Raw genomic sequence first — 17,592 nt, 5'->3', positions numbered from 1 at the left:
TCATTCTGTTTCTTCTTTCAGAATATTGGAAATTTTATCGCTTTCTTTTTTTATTATTTCCTGCATCTTAGGATCTTCAATTTTTTCCACGGCAAAAAGTATGTTTTGCATGGGGTTTCTCAAAGCATCTAGCATGTTATTTATGTATTCAAACCTTTTTTGCTCTTTTATTTCTAACATTTTTTTATCCGTTATATCAATCAAGCTGATTATTTTCCCTCCTCCGTAGATTATGGATTTTGTAAACACCCATTTAGTCCTACCATCCTTCGTTTTCATCTTGATTTCCCCATCTTTCAAAAAGTGTCTGAAGAGCCTTTTTTCATTTATTTCCTTGAAACTATAGCCTAATATTTTCATTGCTTCAGGATTTGCATATACGCATCTTCCATTTTTGAGGTAAATTATTCCAATAGGCATCTTTTCCATCAAAGTTTGAGATAAGCTAATTAAGTTTTCAATTCTTTTCTGTTGAGCGCTCATTCTCTTAGAAGCTCTTCTATATCTCACTCCCAGGTATGCTATAACGCTCACAGAAGCGACCAATGCTACGGTGGCAACATAAAGATAAAAAGGTATTTGCTCGTTTGTGGGAGGATTGAACCATTTGTTGTACAAAATAGTGTATTTTCCACTATTTTTAACTTTATCAATTGCATAGTTTAACTCCTGTACCAACCATGGCTCATTCTTCCTTACAGCTATTGCGATAGGCAGAGAGAATGCTTGGATATTTGTAAGACGAACATTATTCAAGTTATATTTTGCAATGTAGTACGAGGATGTGTGAATTTCGTACACAAATAAATCTACGCTGTTTGTATTTACCAGCTTCAAACCCTCTTGGGGTGTGGCAACTTCCACCAGGTACACTTTTTCGTGCGTCTCGTTCATCCAGTTCTTGAGGAATATTTCAGTTACATCTCCTCTAACCACTGCAATTGTGTGGTTTCCTATTTCACTTATCTTATTTATTGACTTTAAACTTGCCCTCTGGTAAAAATCAAAATAAAGGTGCATATAGGTTTCTGTGAATGCAAAGCTTTTATTCCTCTGCGGGGTTGGAACCGTGGCCATTAAAGCATCAACCTCTCCATTTTGAAGACGGAACATGCATTGATCCCAATTTCCAGGAACGAAATCAAATGTGAAATTTGTGTATTCTTCCATGGCCTTTAGAAGCTCTATATTAAATCCCACCAAATTTCCATTTTGGTCTATGTATGAGTATGGGGGCAAATTTTTATCAATTGCAATTTTAACAATACCTTTTCCCCCACCAGTTCTTGGTGGTGCAGAATAAACTAATGGGAATAGGGATGAGAGCAGGAGTAGCACGATTAGCAAGTAAAGAAATTTATGGTGGCTCATTTAATATAATAAATTGGAAGGATAAATATAAAACTTTTCCTCACCCTTTCAATTTTTGCAAAACAATGGATGATTTTACCTTCTTGACTCCATCTATCTTGCCTATGTTCTCGGAGATTATTCTTGCAAGTTGCTCTCCATCCTTTGCCCAGATTTCAACCACTATCATATTCTCCCCACTTGCCATATCCACGCATTTTACCTCATCCATATCTTTAAGAGCATTAGCCACATAGTAAAATTTCTCCGATTCTGTATCTATGCCCAAAATGGCAACACATTTATAGCCCAAGGTGTGGGGATCTACAGATAGAGTATACCCTCGGATTACTCCATTTTTCTCCATATTTCTAATTCTTTTCCTTACAGCAGTATCACTTATACCCAATACCTTTGCGATTTCAGAATAATTCATTCTTGAATTTTTGAGTAGGAGTTCTATGATTTTCCTGTCTCTATCATCTAGGTTCATAAACTCACCGCCAAGTGAGAATGCCATTTTTGTATTTTAAATGCACTATTTAACCTGCTTCAGTATCTCTTCCGCCAATTTTCTTCCGATTCCGGGTATTATAATCAATGTGCTCACATTTGCCCTTTTCAATTTTTCTATTGAATCAAAGCCAGAGTCAAATAATCTCCTCGCTCTGACTCTACCTACTCCCCTGAGGGACACGATGGGCAAGAGCTCCTCCTTAACTCCATATTTCACCCTTAATCTCAAATTCTCCACATTCCTGATATGAGGATAGTGCAGCACTTTTCCAATCTCTCCAAATGCGTATAGGAGCCAATCTGTAAGTTCAACCCTTCCGTGTAGGTCTCCTGGCCCAATATCGTATCTCTCAATTATTTTATCCTGCGATGTTTCCGCAATCCAATCCATCAGTATGGATGCAGTTTTCAAGGCACCAAAGAAAGTATCTTGGTCAACATCAAACTCGTCTATGGCAAGCTCGTGAGTGTAGGCTAAACTGAATAACTCTTCTAACTCACTCCTCTTCGCTCTTATTGGATTCATATCTGGTGTGCAGGAAATGGTATGAAGGATGCAAAAAATATCAAAATTATGCTCGTAGCATTTGCGAAATATGATGGCTGTATAGGGGTCTATGTATAAATCTGAAGTTCTCTTGCCCAATGGAGTGGCTAGGAGCAATCTCTTTCTCTTTATGAATTCATATTCTTCCAGAAAATCCAATATTCTCTCAATTTTTCTCTCTAAATTCTCCACTGGCATTTTAAACCCGTAAAATGTTTTCTTGAAAAATTCGAAAATTTCCTCCTCTTTGTTTATCATATCACTGGCTATTAGAGCCAATATGTGAGTTCTAAGTGCGCTCTCGTTTGATAATTGAGATTCTATATCTTCAATCTCTCCTCGTATATACATCTCCATATAATCATGGGCTCTCTTCTCACTTCTCGCATAGATGATCCCTTCTCCATACTTATCGTACTTTGGCCTTCCAGCTCTTCCAAGCATCTGCTTAACTTCCATAACGGGAATGTACACGCTTGAGAAACCATCATAGCGGGTGACATCTCTAACAATAACAGTCCTTGAAGGAAGGTTTATGCCAGCGGCAAGAGTGGGTGTTGCCACAATAACCTTTAGCCACTTATTTTTGAATGCTCTTTCCACTATGCTCCTATGCCTGTTGCTCAGGCCAGCATGATGGAAGGCAACGCCATGCCTTATCAATTTTGCAATTCTCTCGCTATATATTGTGTACTCCTCTTCCATAATGCTATCCGACAAAGCGTAGAGTTCATTCTTATCTTCCTCGTTCAAATACCCTTCTACTCTCCTCCTCAACTTCTCGGCTAGGGATTCTGCAGATTTTCTTCTATTCACGAATATCAGCACTTGCCCTCCTAACTCTATGCTCCTTCGCACTAAATTTCCTATGTTTATGGCATCGTGCTTTATTTCAACCTTCTCTCCATCCTCAAAGAGAAGCGTGTCATCGTAATAAACTCCAAGGCGCAGGGGTACAGGCCTGAACTCGCTGTAAACATGCTCCCCGTTTAGCCATTCTGCGATTTCTTGGGAATTGTTGATTGTGGCGGATAGGGCTATTATCTGTGCCTCATCATTCACATCCCTAATTTTTGAGATAACCATTTCTAAAGTTGGGCCTCTTGATGCCTCTCCCAAAAGATGAACTTCATCAACTATGACAACTCCAAGATTGTAGGCGTATTCTAAATCATGCCTTAAAATGGAATCCATCTTCTCGCTAGTTGCTATGACCACATCGTAATACTTCAGATATCCCGCAGGGCTATCGTAATCTCCCATTGCAAGGGCAACTTTCATTCCGAATTTTTCAAATCTGCGAAGCTCCTCGTATTTCTCCATTGCCAAGGCTCTCAATGGTACGATGTAAACACTCTTCAACCCCATCTTAAATGCCCTCAAAATCGCAATATACCCGATTAGAGTTTTACCGCTTGCAGTAGGTATTGCCACAACCAAATTTTTCCCGCTAAAGAGTTTCTTTATCGCCTCTTCCTGTGGAGGATAGAGGTATCTTATTCCCTCATCTTCAAAAACTTTTAGCCATTCGCTATTCAACGGGATATCGTATATTTCCACGGGGGCTTATTTCATCATTCGTATAATAATTTTCCTCAGTGAAATATGCGATATATCTGCCTTGCCTTCTTGTCCCCTATACCTTCAACTTTCTTAAGCTCAACTATATTTGCCCTAGCAATTTTCTCAATGCTCCCAAAATGCTCTAAAAGAGCCTTGGCGATTTTCTCTCCTATGTATGGAAGTGAAGAAAGAGCATAAATTTTCCACTCTTCATCGCTCATAACTCTCTTTGGTGGAATTCTCATCCATTTTCTCTCAAACTCCCCTTCATTCTTTCCTTCCGTTTCTCTCTTTATCAAAATTCTGAAAAATTCTGCTAGGGCATCATCATCTTCCGCGTGGAATATGGGAATATCGTATCTGTATTGAATTTCCATATATGCACCCATTATATGGTTCCATCCAAAAGAGGATAAGGATATTTCATCTCCCATATAACCGTGGATAAGCAGGGCCCTTCTTCTTATCTTATGACCCATAACCTCTTGAGCCAGCATCCTTCTCATCTGGTCCCAGAGGCGGTTGCTCTTTAAACTATTCAAGAAATCTGAAGCACTTTTTCTCTCCACGAGCACTGCATAGGTATCAAATGTGATTAGAAAATCACCGACTGGGAGATTTACGAGTTCAAATGAGTCAAAAATATCCTCTATGATATCAAGAACTGAGCGCTCCCTATAATCCACAAATATTTTCATAGTTGTAAATTTTTCACAAGATTAAAAAATTTATGCGTAATAATATTCACCCTTTTCCTTCTGCTCCCTATCTGTATAGCTTCCGGGCTTGTTTATCCTTGGTCTCTTTGTCTCTCCGTCCCTTCTGAATGTTATTCCAACATTCTTTAAGAATAGATTCATACCTTCTCTCATGGGATAAGGTCCTTTACCAATGCCATGCCTTGCTGGCTCTCCACCGAAAACCATCACATCATCCGACACAATGTCAATGAAATAAACATCATGGTCTACAACGAGAGCACTTTTGCCGGTGTTTTCCATAACCCTGCGAATCACCTTCGCCGCAATCATTCTTTGATTGCTATCCAAATATGCTGAGGGCTCGTCAAGGAGATATAAATCCGCTTCTAACCCAAGGCAGATTGCTATTGCTAAGCGTTGCATCTCTCCCCCAGATAATGCGTTTACATCCTTGTTGTACATATGCTTAATTCCCAGAGGATTGATTACTTCGGATAGAAAGAATGAATTGGACATTCTATCTTTGAAGGTGAACATAAGCAATTCTTCCACTGTGCCATCGTACTGAGGCTTTATGTACTGCGGTTTGTAGCTTACTTTTACTTCCTCATTTATTTCTCCCCTATCCGCTTTTATTACTCCCGCAAGAATTTTCACGAATGTTGTCTTTCCTGTGGCATTAGGGCCAACCACGCCCACAACCTCTCCTATTTTTATCTCTCCCGGTTCAACTTCTAATTTGAAATTTTCATATTTTTTCTCTATGTATGGCCATTTTATCAATGTGGGCAACTCCAAGCTTCTCTTTGGAGGATGCTCTGTGAATTCTATTTTCCAAGGCCTGAACCTTATGTTCTCCTCTCTCAAATACCCTTCAAGGAATGAATTTATTGCGTTTCTTGTGGCTCGGATTTGAGAAACAACCCCATAAGCTCCTTCGCTTCCATATAAAATATGAACCACATCTGCTATGAAATCCATAACAGCTAAATCGTGCTCAACCACGAAAACTATCTTTTTCTCAGCCAAATCCTTTATTATCCTTGCGATTTCCAATCTTTGATCTATATCCAAATAGCTGCTTGGCTCATCAAAGAAATAAACATCTGCATCTTTTAGCATGGTTGCTGCTATTGCTACACTTTGCAATTCTCCACCGCTAAGCTTATCCACATCTCTATCTAATATGTTCTCAATTTTCAAAAGGGATGCAACCTCGCTTATATCTTCGTTTACATTCTTTAATAGTTCTTTGACTTTACCTTTAAAAACCCTTGGGATTTTATCCACATACTGTGGCTTTAAAGCTGTTTTTATTTCTCCATCTCTCAACTTTGAGAAGTAATCAGCCATAACATTACCGGAGAAGTAATCAATCACATCGTCCCAAGATGGCTTTTTCTCGTAATTTCCCAAATTTGGAATTAAATTTCCTGAGAGGATGTTCAAGCTCGTTGTCTTTCCCACCCCATTTGGGCCAAGGATACCAACAACCTTTCCTTGCTTGATCTGTGGTAATCTGTAAAGTCGAAAGCCATTCTCCCCGTACTGATGCACGAGCTCTTCTTTTAATTCCTCTGGCAATCCAACTATCTTCACGGCTTCAAATGGGCATTTGTGAACGCATATCCCGCATCCTTCGCACAGTTCTTCTATAATTTTTGGATATCCCTTTTCTGTTATAACAACCGTATCTATACCCATTCTAACCGGTGGGCAATAAAGACGGCACTCGTAATTACATTTTTTAAACTGACATCTATCCTGCAAAACAACTGCAATATGCATAAAAGCACCTCAACCCCTAATCCAAAGTTCGTCTGGGAGGTCTGTGTATATATCCTCTATGTCTTCCTCCTTTTCTTCTTCTTGCTTATAATAAACAAGCTCGTAAATTCTCTCCTTGTTTAGAAGCCAGTAATGAATACGCCACTCTCTACCATCCCAAAGCGTTGTTTCTTCTCTCTCTGTTTTAAGAATTGCCAAGTCCTCAAGGATGTAAAAAGTATCGCGATCTTCGGGCTCAAGCATGTTGTCTATGATCCTATCTCCATACCCGAAGAAGTTGAGAACATGCTCAGCTGTCATTTTTGCCTCTTCCATGCTCAATCTTCTCTTGGGCCTGCTCAACCCATTTTGAATTGCCTTGGCCAAAAAATCGACGGTAACCACGAATTCTGCGCTTTCTACATCTTCTATTTCCACTTTCCACTCACTCCCAGTGTGCAATATGCTATTACTCAACCTTCCTATTTAAACATTTCTAATTGAAGGGGTTGATAATGGAAACATTTTTAAATTTTTCTTGAGATGTTATAGCATATCTTCATTTCGCAAAGTTATAATACCTAATTTGTCTTTATGCTTTGGTGAGGATATGAACATTGCAGTTATTGGCTTGCAGTTTGGCGATGAGGGGAAGGGGAAAATTGTGGATTACCTCGCTGAAGATTTTGATGTAATCGCTAGGTATTCGGGAGGCAGTAATGCTGGGCATAGCGTGTTGTATAATGGCAAAAAATTCAAATTGCACCTCATACCAAGTGGGGTTTTACGAGGAAAGATAGGAGTCCTTGGAAACGGGATGGCAATAGATTTTTCAGTTTTAGATGAGGAATTTAAATCTTTAAGAGGGGAAGGATTAGAGCCAAAGATAAAGATAAGCAGCAGGGCGCATGTGGTAACTTCGTTTCACAAAATTATGGATGAAAAGGAAGATGAGATTATAGGGATAGGGACTACTAGGCGAGGAATAGGTCCCACCTATGAGACAAAGGTTAAGAGAGTGGGTATAAGAGTTGGGGATGTTTTTGATGATGCTATTTTGCTAAAAAGATTGAAGCTCGCAACAAAATTATGGAGTATTTATGATGAAAAAGAGGTGGAGAAAGAGGCAAGGGCAATAAGGGAGCAGGTGCGAAAATTCAAGGAATTTATTGTAGATACTGAGATATGGTTAAATGAAGTGATAAGAGCGGGAAAGAAAGTGCTTTTTGAGGGTTCTCAGGCTGCTCTTTTGGATGTGGATTTTGGCACATATCCATTTGTGACATCCTCTAACACCATTTCGGGAGGTATGCTTTCTGGGCTTGGAATATCTCCCAGATCCATCGATAAAATTGTAGGTGTTATGAAGCCCTATATGACAAGGGTTGGTGCAGGTCCATTTCCAACTGAAATTTTCGGGAAAATGGCCGAAGAGTTGAGGGATAGGGGTAAAGAGTATGGGGCTACAACAGGAAGGCCGCGGAGAATTGGCTGGTTGGATTTACCCCTCCTGCGTTATGCAACTCTGGTTGGGGGTGTGGATGAAATTGCATTAACCAAGGTTGATATTTTGCAGGGTATGGAAGAAATACCGGTGGCTTTTGAGTATAACTGCAGTGGGAAGAGAAAGTATCCTCCTATGCATATTGAGAAATGCGAACCAATTTATATGAAACTTCCTGGATGGAAAAGCATAGAAGATGAAAATTTATGGAATTATATGAAAATGATAGAAAGGGAAACGGGAGCTAAAGTACGGATGATATCCTATGGAGCGAGCAGGGAAGAAACCATGCTCATAGATTGATGCTATCAATTATATTGTTTATTTCTTCGCATCTCTTCTCCATATCTCTTACAAATTTTCTTATCTCTTCCAAAGCTTCTTTAGCCTTTATTGTTATTTTTGCTCCGCTGGGAGAGGCCTCAATAATTCCCTCCTGCTCAAGAAGACGAAGTGAATATCTTATCTTATGTTCAGGCATGTTGAGCATATGTGAAAGCTTAATAATTCCAACTGGCTGATTTTCAATAACAGCTTTGAGCACTTTAATATGCCTTTCTATCAATTCCATTTCGGTATCCAATTTATATGTTATTGTCATTTTCTCACCCCCTGATGCTTGTTAGCATGTATAGAAAGATGAGATAAAAACCTTTTGGAAACGAAAGTTTTATCTCTTGTATATGCATGCAAAAATATGCAAAATGTAAAATTATCGGATATGTATAGGATCAAGCTTGTTGGGGATGTGCAAGTATCCAAGGATGGAACCAAGATTGCCTATGTGGTTGCAAGGATGGATAAAAAGAAGAATGATTACCTTTCTAAGATTTATCTCTATGATGGAAAGAGTAAGGCTTTCACATCCGGTCCCAAGGATACAATGCCTAGATTTGCAGGTGATAAAATTGTGTATGTGAGGAAGGGAGAGAAAAAAAGTGAGATAAGAGTGATATCCCTTGTGGGTGGGGAATCAAGGAAAATAGCGGAAGTGGAAAAAGGCGTTATCAATATGAAAATTGACGGAGATTATGTTTACTTTTTATCTCCTGTGGTGAATAAGGAGAATGATGATGTAAAACGCATAACATCCATACCTTTTTACTTCAATGGTAAGGGATTCATCTACAATGCAAGTATGCAGATTTTCAGAGTACCTTTAAAAGGAGGTAAAGTTGAAAAATTAAGCAATGTGGATGAGAAAATTTCAAGTTTTGATGTTAAAAATGGCAGGATTATTTACTCTGCCTCGGAAGATGAGCGTGAGCCGTTTATGGAGAATCTCTATATTCTCAAAGAAGGAAAGGGTGAAAGGATAAGCGGGAGAAAAGCAAGTATAAGCTCGTTTAGAATATCTCCTGATGGCAAGAAGATAGCTGCATTCTTGAGTTTCCATGACAAAGGATTTGCAGAGCACAAGCGGTTGTACATGCTATCTATGGAAGGCGGAGATTATGAACTTGCCTGCGGGGATAAATTCTCATTTGGGAAATCTTTGAACTCTGATACCAGATTTGGTGGTGGCAGTGTGATGCAATGGATAAACGAAAATGAAATTCTATTCATAGCAACGGATAGGGGCAAGCAACCAGTTTTCATATACAGCCATGGTAAATGCTGGAAAATTTTGAATGGGAATAGAAGTGTGGAAAGCTTTGCCTATGCTGAGGGTACTTTAGCTTTCATAGCTCAGGAAATGAATCATCCTGCAGATGTTTTTATAAAAAGGGACAGAGAGAGAAGAATAACCAATTTAAATAGGTTCTTAAAATTGCCCAAAGGAGAGCATTTTACAGTGAAAGTAAGTGATGGTGAAGAGGTAGAGGGATGGCTCTTGTTGCCAGAGGGTAAAGGGCCACATCCAGCTATTTTGGAGATTCATGGGGGACCTAAAACATCTTATGGCCATGCATTTATGTTTGAGTTCTACTATTTCCTCTCTCAAGGATTTGCTGTTATCTTCACAAATCCCCGTGGCTCATCTGGCTATTCTGAAGAATTTGCTTTGAAGATTAGAGGTGATTTTGGAAATAGAGATTACAAGGATTTGATGGAAGCTCTTGATTTTGTGCTTGAGAATTATTCAATTGATAAGAAAAAGGTATTTGTTACTGGAGGCTCTTATGGGGGATTTATGACTAACTGGATTGTTGGGCATACGGATAGATTCAGAGCTGCAGCTACGCAGAGGAGCATAAGCAACCAACTCTCTTTCTGGGGCACTAGTGATATAGGGCCGTGGTTTAACAAAGATTATATTGGTGCCGGTAAGGATCTCTGGGAAGGATTTGAGAATTATTGGAGTATGAGTCCATTGAAATATGCCAAGAATATAAAAACTCCGCTGCTGATAATACATAGCGAGGAGGATTACAGATGCCCCATAAGTGAAGCATATCAATTATTCTATGCCCTTAAGATGCAGGGTGTGGATACAAAGATGGTTCTATTTCCCCACGAAAATCACGATTTATCTCGCAGTGGAAAGCCAAAGCACAGAGAAATAAGATTGAAGGAGATAGTTGATTGGTTCAAAGAGCATATGGAATGATCTTTTCTTCTATTTTCCTCATTTCCTCCGAAACCGCGAACGCAGCTAATAATATTCTCCTCAATCTTTCTCCTGTATGAATAAAACTTGTAGTTTTCAAGTGCTGGAGCGCATTCTTACAATTACGCTTTAAAAGTGTAATCAATCGTGCATTTGACATTCTTGTTGCCACCTTCAAATGTAAGGGAAATTTTATAAGTTTTTCCTTTAATGAGGTGCACATAAAATGGAAGGGTTACATTAGTAAATTTTCTGGGGGGTATCGCTTGATAGAACCAAGTATAGTCCCCTGATGCAGCAACGGTGCCATTTGAAATAAAACTTATCTTATATTCATAGTGTGTTATGTAGAAGTTGAAATTTCCAAGATTCTCCAGTTTAAGGACTAGTGATCTCAAAATCACTTTATTGGGGTCATTTGTTTCATTAAATATTTCTTCGTGAGAAATTAACTTAAGTGGCCCAGATTTGAGAGTAAATGTAAGGCTATTAAGGGCAAATCCGTAATTGTCTTCTAAAACTGCAACATATGTGCCGTTGAAATTATAATTAGGGGGGAAGGGTACGGATATGAATACAGTATCATTTTTACCTATTCCAACACCATATCCTTCTCCTATAATTGTACCATTGAGTTTGTAAACTATAATGTGGACCGGATAATCAGGAAATCTGCTGAGTTGAAATAAAAGGAAGATATATGACGGATATGACGAAGAATTATAAATCGAGAAATTAGTTATAACAACAGGAGGGTAAGTGAAATTGATTACACATTCACTATCAACGGGATATTTCTCTGGCTTATCAAGATTATCGGGATATGCTGGATAGAGAAGTGTAATCTTCACAGGCACGATGCCCTTTTGCACAAGTTGTACAACCTTTCCAGGAGACACACTTATATTAACCTTCTTTACACCATAAATCACACTATTAACCTCCTTGTAGATATTCATATTAAACACTGTAAAATTCAATCCACATATATAAATTGGTCTTTGAGACTTTATTAAGAGATGCACATTTGTTATGTACGCGTATTTGGCACTTACAGGACGAACATGTATATTTGTCACGGATACATCAAGGTGGGGGTGTACAGAAAACGATATTTTTCCCCTGTAAAGATAAGAACTACCTCTCTTTATATAAATGTCCATGGAGCCATTGAGATTATCAAGCATATCAAGCGGTATGGTTATATTGGTTTTGCCATCCTGTGTGCGATTAACCTTCCAAGTCACCAAGTTATAGTAAAAATCGCTTTCATTTTTGTAAATATGGATAATATCCCCATTATGAACAGGCGCAGATAATTTCAAATAAATGTAGGTTATTGTTTGATTAGGATTTTTGGGATTGGCACCAAAGAAATACCCACACTCCAAAATTTTTATTTTGTTGGTGTTTAAAATATAATATCCTGCAGTAATAGATAATAAGAGCAAAACCACTATAAGTGTGATAACTTTCACCTTTGGAAATCTTTTCATATGTATCTGAAATATTTTTGAATATATTGCTTTTTTTCTTTAATTTCTAGAATAGAAAAAGCAAATTTTCTCTGGGGGTAAAGCTGCTTTTTAAAGGAACTTTTTTCTTTTGGGATAAAACACTTTTCTTCTTTGGGAGGTAAAGCACCTATCCCTTAGGGAAGAGGGTAGAGGGGGAAACGAGCAGCAAAAGCTGCGAGTTAGTCCCAAAGGGGGACTTAATCGTAGGTGTCTCCTCGTAGTGGGGGGGGATATATATATATCCCCTCTTAAGTTCCCTTTTTATAAATATCTATTTAAACACAAAAAAATAAAAAGACTTGAACTAATTGAACTCAATCTTTTTTTAATCCTCGGGTAATAATCATATCGTTTATTATTGCATTATAAGCTTGCAATAGTTCTTCATGCGAAATTGATAAGTTTAAAGCTTTTATTATGGCTTTATCGAATTTTAGTCGTACAGGATGCGGCTTTATAGAATCAACAGGTATCAAAGGCTTAATTTTTTTTCTTTCTGAGCTCCAGAATACAGAATATCTTTCAGTAAAATGCTCATCAAGCTGCTCTCTTAAGGGAGGAAAATTTACATCTTTAAATTTATTAAATACTTTTACTAAATTATCAATTTGTGTGTTAGTAGTAGGATACAGTTTCATTGAGTATAAATCATAAAAACGAATATCTATATATCTCCCAGTAGTCTCTTCCTTAAGATTAAAGAAATAAGCCAAGAAAAATATTGAATTTAATAAAACGGTCACAGCTTTTGCCTTCCTTGGATCTGGTTCTACAACCACATTTACTTGATTGGAAGGAAAAATATCATTTTCAGAGAAGAAAGCTATCAAATGTGTATTTGGAGAATAAGGGTTTATGCGACGGCTTACAATAATTTTAGTTTTTATATTATTCATTTGTTTTTTAATATTATTCCAATAACTATTTTTTAATGAACTATTAAATCCTGAAAGTCTCTGGATTTTTTCTATGTCCTTATAAGGAGATATAGCAATATAATCATGTTTATTTGTAATATCCATTGTATTCAATCCAACGGGTGTTCTAATAGTGAGTAAAAACTTATCTTTATCAAAATCGAAAATGCTACTCTTTGAATGTTCATTGAGTTTACTCATTTCATACATCATTTTTGTTTCAGCGAATATTTTTTTATCATCTTCTTTGATGAGAACTAAAAAGGCTTTATCGATCCTATTTTCATTAATAGGTCTTGTAATAAACATGAATTTAGAAACACCTTTTGGTACGGGTCTATATCCTTCCATAAAATATCCATTACCACTATGTGGGAAATAATCTAACACCATTTCGGATTTTCTTATTATGTTTAAAAGATTATCTTTCCATTCAAAAGATGACCCACTAATAAACCACATCATATTAACAAAATGCTTTTTTATATCTTCCATAGAATACGATCTTATTTCTAGTAGAGGGTCATTTAACTTTGATGAGGTTTTAATCCTATCACATATCCGCTTAACATCTTTAAAGCTTAATGAATTTAGATCTTTTTTAATTAAAACAAACTTAACTTTATGATTAATAGGTTTTGATTTGGTTTTTTTAGCTATTATTAGAATGTCTCTATATTCAGAAGATTCAGAAAAACCATAATTCATTGTTGATTTTATTACATATAGAGGTAACCACTCTTCAAAAACTATTTTTCTTACTTTTTCACTTTCTCTTCCCCTCAATATATTAATAGGAATAACCCCTCCAAACATACCATTTGGCTTAAGAATCATATCTGCCAAAGCTATAAAATGCCCCCATAATCCTATTTCTCCTCCAACTCGTGATTTGAAACGCTCTATTTTTATATATTTCTTTACTCCCCTTTCAATTTTTGTAAATGGGGGATTCATTAGAACAACATCCATTAGGTCTAGAACCATATCATATTCATCACCTTGCATATTCTTACTTTTAATATTAGATGAGATAGGTATACCATATCTTTCTAATTTAGATAAACCATTTTTAATAGGCACGTTTAGTTCAAGTTTAAGACTATCAGCTCTTGCTATGTTCATTTTTTCTATTGTAATTTTAGGATTAAGAGATGCTAAATTAGCTGTGGTTAGATTTACGGCAAATGGCATTATATCTGTTCCATAAATTTGTTCTTCACAAAAGAGTTTGTGAGGATCTTCTTGTTTATTCCATAATTCTCGTTTTCTTCTATATGCTGCAGTCAGTATCGTACCAGAACCGCAAGCAGGATCAAATACGACTTCTTCAGCATTGTTAATTGTAACACAAGATAAAATTTCTGCAGCTATTGGTCTAGTATAAAAAGCAGCAAGCATTTTTTTAATTTCTTTTGGCATAAGCTCATGAAATAATCTTCCTGGGAGTTCAAACCTAATATTTTCTATCTTTAAATTCCATATCAAAGTGAAAGTATCTTTTATATAATGTTCAGGTATGGTATCCAGTATATCAAATTTATATATTGGTCTATAATTTATCTCAGTAATTCGTCTAAAGAGTTCTCTTATACCTTCTTTAGTTATATTTCTAATATCAAAACCGCTTAAAATTGCTGGATGTTCTACACCGTATAACCTAGCAAATAGAACCTGTGTTAAAAAAATATATGTCGAAATAAACTTTATTACTTTTATATCCTTATGTTTTGATGCACTAATCCCAAGAAACAATTCATCACTTGTAATTATATTGGTCATTTCCTTCTCTGTAATTCTAGTCTCTTTCATAATATCATTGATTTGCTCTTTTAAAAGGGTAATTACCGTTTTTAAACTATATGTGGATTTGATTTTCTCTTTTAAAATTCTTTCTACTTCCTCAAAAATATTGGGTAAGGTATCTAAAAATTCTTTCTGAGTTTCAGGAGTATCTAAAATAACATAAGCTTTTTTATTTCTGATAGCATTATAAAGAGCTTTCTCTTCTACAGAAATATTTCTAATACTCTCTGGTAAAAATATAATCATTCCATATTTAAGACCCGAATCAATTATATGCCTTGCATATTGTATCATGGCATTTTTAAAGAACATACTTTTTGTATAATTCCCTATTTTTATGCTAATAATCCATCTTGCTCCTAACCAATCAGCGATTATATCTGGCTGAGATTCGTATTTAATCTCCTCGACTCCTTCGGCACCTCTTTTTTTTAATAGATCTATAATGGCTGGATATAAAGATCTTTCAGTGACCTTTCCTCTTTTTTCTGACATCTTAATGATATAATACTTAAATCTATTTTAATTTACTCTTTACCTTCCCATACACTTTTATACTCTTACCTTGAGCCAGTTTCTTCTTTTGGTACCAGAGTGTAGACTTGTTTATTCCCCGTGCTTTCCTCTCTTCTGGTGTCATTTTAAGTATTTTCTCTGTTAATTCAGGTTCTATATGTTCTATACGGATATATGGAATCTCAAATTTCAAGGTGTTAGATTTCCCAAGGATATATTTACCCAAGGATCGAACTGTATTGAACATAATTGTTTCCAGAGTGTACCTCTTTTTACCAACTTCATATTTCTTGTTCATATTGAGCTTGAACTTCTCAACAAGGAGCTTTGAGGTCTGGGGCTTAAGGCGTATATGGTAGTTCTCAGTTACAATAAAAGATGATTTCTTTAACTTCTTATCCTCTAGAAGTTGGATAACGGATAGGTCAGATACCCACCTAAAAAGCTCTTGAAGATCATATACAAGAGGGGTCTTAGAGGAAGCTAGTTCATGCAAAAAACCAATCGATGGGTCTAGACCTACCGCATTGATATGCTTTCTTATCATAGACTCAAGTAGTGCGTAAGAATAGTTTAAAAGTGCATTTATTTCATCTGAAGCGTTCATGTTCCAAGAATAAGACTTAGTACTCCTTGAAGTGAAGTTAAATTCAGGGTACAGTTTATTGAAAATCTTTGATAACTCTTTCCAGTATATTTGCGCAACCCTTCCCTCATACATCAATAAATAGGATAATTTCGGTTTATTTTCCTCTTTTAATTCCATGTCCCTTTTTAGTTTTTCCTCTTTTTCTATCCTCTTTTTTACTTTAATGTGCTCAATTTCTGGATAATACTCACTTAATTCATATAGCATATTTTCCGATTTCCTTATTTTTTCCTCTAATATTTTTTCCGCAATTTTCAGTCTCTCTTTTTCGTTAATGTATATTTCATACTGCCTTATTTTCAGTTTTCCGTTAATGGGTTCCTTAGGCAAAAATACGGAAAGTAGGTTTCCGTTCCAGTTTAAAACGGATACCGTTATATTGTGCTTCATTAACCATCTTATAGCTTCAAAGGAAATATTCCCGTAATAACCTTCAATTATTAGGGAATCGTAGTTTATCTGGTGGGGGTAAAATTCGTGAACTTGTTTACCTTTTTCCCTTATTACTAGTTTCCTTTTATCCACATTTATGGAAATTCCATAACCACTAACTAAAAGAGGGTTCATTTAGATACCTCCATTCTCTATTGTTCTAGTTATTTTTTCATTCACTAACTCTATTTTTTGTAGAAATGGGTAATTAGTGAGATTAAATACCTTAAGTAAATTTAAATAATCATAAATGGGAAATTCGGTAATATTACCAGATTTTCTAATCAATTTATGCTTAATATTTTCATCCTCTAAGGGATTTGTATCATTTTCAATATGCTCTTTGACCTTTTCTAGTATTTCTTCATCAAGACCTTTTCCAGTACGATAATAACTCGAAATTATTAATGGCTTGTAGGACAAAAATAACTTATTCCCATTTTTCGTTATTCTTTCAATTATATCCTTATTATCAACTAGTAATTTGGAATAATTAAGGAGATGTATAAACTTGTGAATTTTATCTCTCCAACCCATATCCCTAAAAAGATCACTCTCAAAAACATCGGCATTTTTAATTAACATCTTAATGAAGTCTTTAATTTCTAAAATACCTCCAATTAATTTATGCATATCAAAGTTTAGTGCAATAATCACTTCACCTGAGAGGTTTTTAATATCGTATGCACCCACTTTTCTAAATATGCTACGCATTATGAAAAATTCATATTCTGGAATTGTAGGTAATGTATTAAATGCATCACCTTCTACCCCATTCATTATTATATCAACTCCAAATAGTTCAAAATCGTTATGATAATATGTAGAACCTCTTTCTCTCAAATCTTCTAGTTTGTGTAATATATACCATGCATTACTGTAAACATTATCACCTTTTTTAGTGATTGTGTATAACTTAGCCCTCTTCTTTAACACAGGCTCCCCATTTTTACCCTTAACCTCTATATCCCCAATTACTTGCTTAATCAGACCCTCCTCAAGGAGTTCATGGAGAGTTATAGAGAGCCACCTATTAGACAACCCACTTTCTTGCATAAGCTCTTTGAACCTTATTTTTCCATGTGATTTTATAATTCCAAGAACTTTTTCTCTTGTCTTTTGTTTCCTTCTATGTGCTATTATCCTAGTAGCTGATTGGAACTTTTCCATACTCATGATAGTGAACAATGCAATATAATATTTTCCGTGTATTTTCAAGTTTTTCAAAGATATTTAACATTATGGATAAAGTAAAG

At 36.1% G+C, this 17,592-nt stretch carries 13 protein-coding genes; 2 read left to right on the top strand and 11 right to left on the bottom strand.

Annotated elements, in window-relative coordinates; translation table 11 throughout:
• The 6 genes from ABOO_RS02030 to ABOO_RS02005 are packed head-to-tail and all read right to left on the bottom strand — an operon-like array spanning position 1 to position 6,882.
• Positions 1-1,371 (bottom strand): transporter substrate-binding domain-containing protein, encoded by a 1,371-nt coding sequence (locus ABOO_RS02030; RefSeq protein ID WP_008081979.1) that lies wholly within the window; start codon positions 1,369-1,371, stop codon positions 1-3.
• A 40-nt stretch (positions 1,372-1,411) separates the two neighbouring features.
• Positions 1,412-1,843, bottom strand: a complete 432-nt coding sequence (locus tag ABOO_RS02025) for an Lrp/AsnC family transcriptional regulator (protein WP_012997124.1) — start codon at positions 1,841-1,843, stop codon at positions 1,412-1,414.
• Between the two features lie 45 nt (positions 1,844-1,888).
• Positions 1,889-3,973, bottom strand: coding sequence for a DEAD/DEAH box helicase (locus ABOO_RS02020; protein ID WP_008081939.1), 2,085 nt, complete (start codon positions 3,971-3,973; stop codon positions 1,889-1,891).
• A 35-nt stretch (positions 3,974-4,008) separates the two neighbouring features.
• On the bottom strand, positions 4,009-4,674 hold the full coding sequence (locus tag ABOO_RS02015) for an ERCC4 domain-containing protein (protein ID WP_008082437.1): 666 nt from the start codon (positions 4,672-4,674) through the stop codon (positions 4,009-4,011).
• A 30-nt stretch (positions 4,675-4,704) separates the two neighbouring features.
• Positions 4,705-6,465: a ribosome biogenesis/translation initiation ATPase RLI gene (locus tag ABOO_RS02010; RefSeq protein ID WP_008082479.1), complete on the bottom strand. Its 1,761-nt coding sequence runs from the start codon at positions 6,463-6,465 to the stop codon at positions 4,705-4,707.
• Positions 6,466-6,474: 9 nt separating this feature from the next.
• On the bottom strand, positions 6,475-6,882 hold the full coding sequence (locus tag ABOO_RS02005; protein WP_008082190.1) for a DUF6015 family protein: 408 nt from the start codon (positions 6,880-6,882) through the stop codon (positions 6,475-6,477).
• Positions 6,883-7,054: 172 nt separating this feature from the next.
• Here ABOO_RS02005 and ABOO_RS02000 point away from each other — a divergent pair, with 172 nt between their 5' ends.
• On the top strand, positions 7,055-8,251 hold the full coding sequence (locus ABOO_RS02000; protein WP_008082090.1) for an adenylosuccinate synthase: 1,197 nt from the start codon (positions 7,055-7,057) through the stop codon (positions 8,249-8,251).
• Here ABOO_RS02000 and ABOO_RS01995 read toward each other — a convergent pair.
• Entirely contained in the window at positions 8,241-8,549 is a 309-nt protein-coding gene (locus ABOO_RS01995) for a Holliday junction DNA helicase RuvB C-terminal domain-containing protein (protein WP_008082048.1), read from the bottom strand. The two genes, ABOO_RS02000 and ABOO_RS01995, sit on opposite strands and share 11 nt — an antisense overlap.
• A gap of 96 nt (positions 8,550-8,645) precedes the next feature.
• Here ABOO_RS01995 and ABOO_RS01990 point away from each other — a divergent pair, with 96 nt between their 5' ends.
• A complete protein-coding gene (locus tag ABOO_RS01990) occupies positions 8,646-10,499 on the top strand; it encodes a S9 family peptidase (RefSeq protein ID WP_012997123.1) in 1,854 nt (617 codons plus the stop codon).
• Positions 10,500-10,621: 122 nt separating this feature from the next.
• Here ABOO_RS01990 and ABOO_RS01985 read toward each other — a convergent pair whose 3' ends face one another.
• The 4 genes from ABOO_RS01985 to ABOO_RS01970 form a co-directional block, all read right to left on the bottom strand.
• Entirely contained in the window at positions 10,622-11,995 is a 1,374-nt protein-coding gene (locus ABOO_RS01985) for a hypothetical protein (RefSeq protein ID WP_008082084.1), read from the bottom strand.
• 335 nt (positions 11,996-12,330) lie between these two features.
• Positions 12,331-15,234: an HsdM family class I SAM-dependent methyltransferase gene (locus ABOO_RS01980; protein WP_008082245.1), complete on the bottom strand. Its 2,904-nt coding sequence runs from the start codon at positions 15,232-15,234 to the stop codon at positions 12,331-12,333.
• A gap of 22 nt (positions 15,235-15,256) precedes the next feature.
• Positions 15,257-16,471: a CRISPR-associated endonuclease Cas1 gene (cas1, locus tag ABOO_RS01975; protein WP_008082266.1), complete on the bottom strand. Its 1,215-nt coding sequence runs from the start codon at positions 16,469-16,471 to the stop codon at positions 15,257-15,259.
• On the bottom strand, positions 16,472-17,506 hold the full coding sequence (locus ABOO_RS01970) for a transcriptional regulator (RefSeq protein WP_012997121.1): 1,035 nt from the start codon (positions 17,504-17,506) through the stop codon (positions 16,472-16,474). It lies immediately after the preceding gene.
• Positions 17,507-17,592: the final 86 nt, after the last annotated feature.

This window comes from Aciduliprofundum boonei T469, assembly GCF_000025665.1.
In the GTDB taxonomy this organism is placed as follows: domain Archaea; phylum Thermoplasmatota; class Thermoplasmata; order Thermoplasmatales; family Aciduliprofundaceae; genus Aciduliprofundum; species Aciduliprofundum boonei.
This window is presented reverse-complemented; position numbering and strand designations above follow the sequence as displayed.

What these genes read in the sequence shown, in the direction of transcription:
- ABOO_RS01990 (WP_012997123.1), top strand. Translation starts at nt 8,646, where the DNA reads ATGCAAAATGTAAAATTATCGGATATGTATAGGATCAAGCTTGTTGGG.
- ABOO_RS02015 (WP_008082437.1), bottom strand. Translation starts at nt 4,674, where the DNA reads ATGAAAATATTTGTGGATTATAGGGAGCGCTCAGTTCTTGATATCATA.
- ABOO_RS02030 (WP_008081979.1), bottom strand. Translation starts at nt 1,371, where the DNA reads ATGAGCCACCATAAATTTCTTTACTTGCTAATCGTGCTACTCCTGCTC.
- cas1 (WP_008082266.1), bottom strand. Translation starts at nt 16,471, where the DNA reads ATGAACCCTCTTTTAGTTAGTGGTTATGGAATTTCCATAAATGTGGAT.
- ABOO_RS01995 (WP_008082048.1), bottom strand. Translation starts at nt 8,549, where the DNA reads ATGACAATAACATATAAATTGGATACCGAAATGGAATTGATAGAAAGG.
- ABOO_RS01985 (WP_008082084.1), bottom strand. Translation starts at nt 11,995, where the DNA reads ATGAAAAGATTTCCAAAGGTGAAAGTTATCACACTTATAGTGGTTTTG.
- ABOO_RS01980 (WP_008082245.1), bottom strand. Translation starts at nt 15,234, where the DNA reads ATGTCAGAAAAAAGAGGAAAGGTCACTGAAAGATCTTTATATCCAGCC.
- ABOO_RS02025 (WP_012997124.1), bottom strand. Translation starts at nt 1,843, where the DNA reads ATGAACCTAGATGATAGAGACAGGAAAATCATAGAACTCCTACTCAAA.
- ABOO_RS02010 (WP_008082479.1), bottom strand. Translation starts at nt 6,465, where the DNA reads ATGCATATTGCAGTTGTTTTGCAGGATAGATGTCAGTTTAAAAAATGT.
- ABOO_RS01970 (WP_012997121.1), bottom strand. Translation starts at nt 17,506, where the DNA reads ATGGAAAAGTTCCAATCAGCTACTAGGATAATAGCACATAGAAGGAAA.
- ABOO_RS02000 (WP_008082090.1), top strand. Translation starts at nt 7,055, where the DNA reads ATGAACATTGCAGTTATTGGCTTGCAGTTTGGCGATGAGGGGAAGGGG.